The organism is Salipiger sp., from assembly GCF_059781815.1.
Window position 1 is genome coordinate 1 of the sequence record NZ_JBYNAH010000325.1, and the last position, 3715, is coordinate 3715.

5 protein-coding genes are annotated in these 3715 nt (G+C 68.0%); 3 read left to right on the plus strand and 2 right to left on the minus strand.

Translation table 11 applies throughout. The annotated features are described in order from the left end of the window. Together AC6RA4_RS23925 and AC6RA4_RS23930 are read left to right on the plus strand one after the other, a co-directional pair. Positions 1 to 179, plus strand: a 179-nt coding sequence (locus AC6RA4_RS23925; RefSeq protein ID WP_500164585.1) for an accessory factor UbiK family protein, incomplete at its 5' end; no start/stop codon positions are given. 403 nt (positions 180 to 582) lie between these two features. Further along, a complete protein-coding gene (locus AC6RA4_RS23930; RefSeq protein ID WP_500164577.1) occupies positions 583 to 1515 on the plus strand; it encodes a pirin family protein in 933 nt (310 codons plus the stop codon). A 19-nt stretch (positions 1516 to 1534) separates the two neighbouring features. Here the strand turns inward: AC6RA4_RS23930 and AC6RA4_RS23935 are convergent, their stop codons facing one another. Further along, entirely contained in the window at positions 1535 to 1981 is a 447-nt protein-coding gene (locus tag AC6RA4_RS23935) for a GNAT family N-acetyltransferase (protein WP_500164579.1), read from the minus strand. After that, positions 1978 to 2916, minus strand: coding sequence for a nucleoside hydrolase (locus AC6RA4_RS23940; protein ID WP_500164581.1), 939 nt, complete (start codon positions 2914 to 2916; stop codon positions 1978 to 1980). The genes AC6RA4_RS23935 and AC6RA4_RS23940 overlap by 4 nt, the downstream gene beginning before the upstream one ends. Positions 2917 to 3135: 219 nt before the next feature. Between AC6RA4_RS23940 and AC6RA4_RS23945 the strand changes: the two genes are divergently transcribed. Continuing rightward, positions 3136 to 3715 (plus strand): glucose-6-phosphate dehydrogenase (NADP(+)) (locus AC6RA4_RS23945; RefSeq protein ID WP_500164583.1); only part of this gene is annotated, 580 nt, incomplete at its 3' end.

Here is a 3715-nt window from a genome sequence, read left to right on the forward strand (position 1 = left end):
AGGGCGCCAAGGACGAGGCCGAGACGGCGATGAAGTCGATGATCGACCGCTGGCTCGCCGACCGCGACTTCGTCACCCGCGAGGAATTCGACGCTGTCCGCGCCATGGCCCAGAAGGCCCGCGAGGAGAACGAAGCGCTGAAGGCCCGGCTCGACGCGCTCGAGAAAGGCGCCGAGTAAGCGCGCGCTCCGCGAGCGAGGCCAGAACCCGGCCCCACGAACAACAGCGACCGGCCCTGACCGAGGGCCGCCGCCCGCCCCCAGCCCAAAGGGCAATCGCGCGCCGCGCCTGAGTGAGCGGCCAGCGCCCAGGCCGCCACGGCTCTCCCAAGACATCTCCGACCGGCGCAAAGCGCTCGATGGGTCGCCCCGAACGGCCCAAAGCTCCCCGACCGCGCCCGACACCCCTGCTTCTCTACGTTCCAAATACTCACGGCGCGCCGCCGGCCACACGCCTGCCGCCGACCAAGCCCACCAGCCCCACACCAACACCACAATTTCGCACAGAAGTGGCGCGACAATCGGCCTATCGTGCGCACGCTTCCACGCTATCTTACTCTCATCACCCGAGAGGAGAGACGACATGAGCTGGAACCCCGCACTCGACCCGCATTGCCCGACCGGAGACGAGGTCGACGCCATCGACACGCTGATCGTGCCGCGCGCCCGCGATCTCGGCGGCTTCGAGGTCCGCCGCGCGCTGCCCGCGCCCAAGCGGCAGATGGTCGGTCCGTTCATCTTCTTCGACCAGATGGGCCCGGCGGAGTTCCTGCCCACGCGGGGCATGGACGTGCGGCCGCACCCGCATATTGGCCTCGCGACGATCTCCTACCTGTTCCGGGGCCGGATGCATCACCGCGACAGCCTCGGCACCGATGCCTGGATTGAGCCCGGCGCGGTCAACTGGATGGTGGCGGGTCACGGCATCACCCATTCCGAGCGCACCGACGACGAGACGCAGGTCGACCCGATGCCGTTCTTCGGCATCCAGACCTGGGTCGCGCTGCCCAAGGACCACGAGGACCGCGCGCCGCTGTTCCAGCACGCCGCCGCCGATGCGCTGCCCGTTCTCGAGGGCGAGGGCAAACAGGTGCGGCTGATCCTCGGCAACGCCTGGGGCGAGCGTGCCCCGGTCGAGACGGCGTCGGAGATGTTCTACGCCGACGCGGTGCTCGAGGCGGGCGCGGCGATCCCGATGCCCGACAATCACGAGGATCGCGGCGTCTATGTCGTCGATGGCTCGGTGGAGCAGGCCGGCACCAGCTACGAGGCCGGGCAGATGATGGTGTTCCGCCCCGGCGATCGGGTGTCGCTGAAGGCCGGGCCCCGCGGGGCGCGGGTGATGCTGCTCGGCGGCGAGACGTTGGAGGGGCCACGCTATATCTGGTGGAACTTCGTCGCCTCGTCGAAGGAGCGCATCGAGGAGGCCAAGGAGGCGTGGCGCCGGGGCGACTGGGAGAACGGCCGCTTCCACCTGCCGCCGGGGGATGATGCCGAGTTCATTCCGTTGCCCTGAGCGCCACGCGCAAAGCGCCTCAGAACACCCGCGTCATCGCCACGCTGCGCTCGCGCGGCTTGAACCGGGCGCGGCGGTAGAAGCCCTCGAGCCGTTCATCGCCGCGGTCGATCTCGAGATGCAGCGCCGCGACGCCACTGTCGCGGAGCCCGTTCGACAGCGCGTGCAGCGCCTCGCCGCCCATGCCGCGCTTGCGCACGGCGGGGCGGATGTAGAGCTCGTCGATGCGGGCCTCAAGCCCGCCGAACTCGATGCTCCAGCCGAAGCTGACCACCACGTAGCCCACCGGCGACTTGCGCGGCCCGATGAGCCAGATGGCGCCATGCGGCTGGCCCTCGAGGATCGGCAACAGCGCCGCCTGCACGTGTTCGGCATCGGTGCCGTAGGCCTGTTCCGCGTGAAAGGCGGTGACCAGCGGCAGCAGGCGGGGCAGATCGTCCGGTCCGGCGAGATGAAGTGATTTCATAGCCGCCCCAGCCGCTCCGTCAGAAGGCTGAAGAAGCCGTCCGCGTCGATGTCTCGGATGAAGGTGGCGTTGGGGGCGCGGTCGGTCACATCCCACCAGTCGGCCACGGTCATGCCGCGGGTGAGCTCGGAGACCGTTTCGATCTCGACATTGATGAAGCGGCCCGAGAACAGTTCGGGGTTCAGCAGGTAGGCGGTGACGCAGGGGTCGTGCAGCGGTGCGCCGTCGGTGCCGTATTTCTCCCGGTCGAAGCGCTCGAAGAAATCGGTCATCTCGGCCACCGCGACGCCCACCCTGGTGCCGAGCGCGCGGAAGGCCGCGTTCCGCGCCGGCGTGACCAGCGCCTGGTGGGTGGCATCGAGCGGCAGCACGGTGATCGGCACGCCGGAGCGAAACACGATCTCGGCCGCCTCGGGGTCGACATATATGTTGAACTCGGCTGCCGGGGTGATGTTGCCGACCTCGAAATAGGCGCCGCCCATCAGCACGATCTCCTTCACCCGCGCGGCGATCTCGGGAGCGCGCTGGAAGGCCGTGGCGATGTTGGTGAGCGGGCCCAGCGGGCAGAGCGTGACGGTGCCCTCGGGCTCGGTGCGCAGCGTCTCGATGATGAAATCGACGCCGTGCTGCTCTTGCAGCGGCATGGTCGGGTCGGGCAGGTCGGGGCCGTCGAGCCCGGTCTTGCCGTGCACGTGCTCGGCGGTGACGAGCGTGTGGGCGAGCGGGCGGTCGCAGCCCGCAAACACCTTCACATCGGGCCGGCCAGCAAGCTCGCAGACGACGCGCGCGTTCTTCGCCGTCAGCTCAAGCGGCACGTTGCCCGCAACGGCGGTGATGCCCAGCACCTCGAGCTCCTCCGGCGAGGCCAGCGCCAGCAGGATGGCAACGGCGTCGTCCTGCCCCGGATCGGTGTCGATGATGATTTTCTGCGGCATGCTCGTTCTCGGCTCGTTTTGCATGACAGGTCGCACGGGGGCCTCCCGCGTTCAAGGACCAAGCGCTTTTGCCGGCAAATCGCTGCCGTGCAGAAAATTTGCCGCACACCGATTGCCGTGATGCGACGCGGTGTTAGACTCGGGGCGCAGATTGGGATAGGGAGTGGGCGCGGTTAGCGCTAACGATCAGCAATGCAAAGAATCGGAGACACACCCGAGATGGTTTCCCGCGTCATTCCCGTCGACCCTTTTGACCTCGTCATCTTCGGTGGCACCGGGGACCTTGCCCGCCGCAAGATCCTTCCGGCGCTGTTCCGGCGCTACTGCTCGGGCCAGATGCCCGACGAAAGCCGCATCATCGGCGCGGCGCGCTCCGAGCTCGACGATGCCGGTTTCCGCGACTTTACCCGCGAGGCGCTGGCCGAGTTCGGCAAGTCGCAGGCCGACAATGCCGAGGCCATCGAGGGCTTCCTCAAGCACCTGCATTACGTGCCGGTCGATGCCCGTGGCGAAGGCGGCTGGAACGAGCTCAAGGAGTTGCTGCGCGACGACGAGGGCATGGTGCGCGCGTTCTATTTCTCGGTCGGGCCGAGCCTGTTCGCCGATCTCGCCGGCAAGGTGCGCAGCCACGGCCTGTCGCACCGCGAGACCCGCATCGTCGTGGAAAAGCCCTTTGGCCACGATCTCGAGAGCGCGCGCGCCCTCAACGAGGAGCTGGCGCAGTATTTCCACGAAGACCAGATCTACCGCATCGACCACTACCTCGGCAAAGAGACGGTGCAGAACCTGATGGCGGTGC

Bases quoted from the DNA above. Each gene is read 5' to 3' on its own strand.
- AC6RA4_RS23930 (WP_500164577.1), top strand. From the start codon at position 583: ATGAGCTGGAACCCCGCACTCGACCCGCATTGCCCGACCGGAGACGAG.
- AC6RA4_RS23935 (WP_500164579.1), bottom strand. From the start codon at position 1,981: ATGAAATCACTTCATCTCGCCGGACCGGACGATCTGCCCCGCCTGCTG.
- AC6RA4_RS23940 (WP_500164581.1), bottom strand. From the start codon at position 2,916: ATGCCGCAGAAAATCATCATCGACACCGATCCGGGGCAGGACGACGCC.